Here is an 883-nt window from a genome sequence, read left to right as displayed (position 1 = left end):
AAGATTAAAAAATTATTGAATAATAGAGGGGCAAACAAGAAGTACGCAGCGCACAAGCGCTATTACAACCTCTGCTCCACAACAGGATAACTACATGTCTAATTCGTTTGTACTGGTGATCAACTCTGGTAGCTCTTCACTAAAATTTGCAGTCATCGATTCCGTATCGGGTGACGCGGTGCTAAGTGGTCTGGGCGAATGCTTTGGTCTATCAGACGCTCGTATGAGCTGGAAATTCAACGGTGAAAAAAAGGAAATCTCCATCGAAGGTGACGATAGCCATCACAAAATCGCTATCGGCAAACTAGTAGGTTTAACCGAAGAGTTAGGTCTAGCTCAAGACATCGTTGCTGTGGGCCATCGTATTGTTCACGGCGGTGAGAAATTCACTAAAACCGTTCGTATTACTGAAGAAGTTACACAAGAAATTGAGAAGCTTGCAGACCTTGCTCCACTTCACAACCCAGCTGGTGCTATCGGCATCCGTGCTGCTGTTGAAGCGTTTCCAAGCCTTCCACAATTTGCAGTATTCGATACAGCGTTCCACCAAACAATGCCTCAACGTGCGTTCACTGGTGCAATCGCTAAAGAACTTTACACAGATTTCGGCATTCGTCGTTACGGGTTCCACGGCACAAGTCATTACTTTGTAAGTCGCGAAGCTGCGAAGATGATCAACAAGCCGATTGAAGAATCGAGCTTCATCTCTGTTCACTTAGGTAACGGTGCTTCTGTTTGTGCAATCAACAATGGTGAATCTGTAGATACGTCTATGGGCTTCACTCCGCTGTCGGGTCTAATGATGGGTACACGTTGTGGTGACCTTGACCCAGGCATCATTGAGTACCTTCTGAAGAAAGGTTGGTCTCAAGAAACGCCAGTC

At 45.8% G+C, this 883-nt stretch carries 1 protein-coding gene; it reads left to right on the top strand.

Going from position 1 to position 883, the window contains the following annotated elements; all coding sequences use genetic code 11:
- Positions 1–94: 94 nt before the first annotated feature.
- Positions 95–883: acetate/propionate family kinase (locus R7040_RS25365; protein WP_318097407.1), on the top strand; the 789-nt coding region annotated here is incomplete at its 3' end.

The organism is Vibrio sp. 1069 (assembly GCF_033340555.1).
The sequence above is the reverse complement of the archived record's forward strand: the minus strand, read 5'-3'. Positions and strand labels throughout refer to the sequence as shown.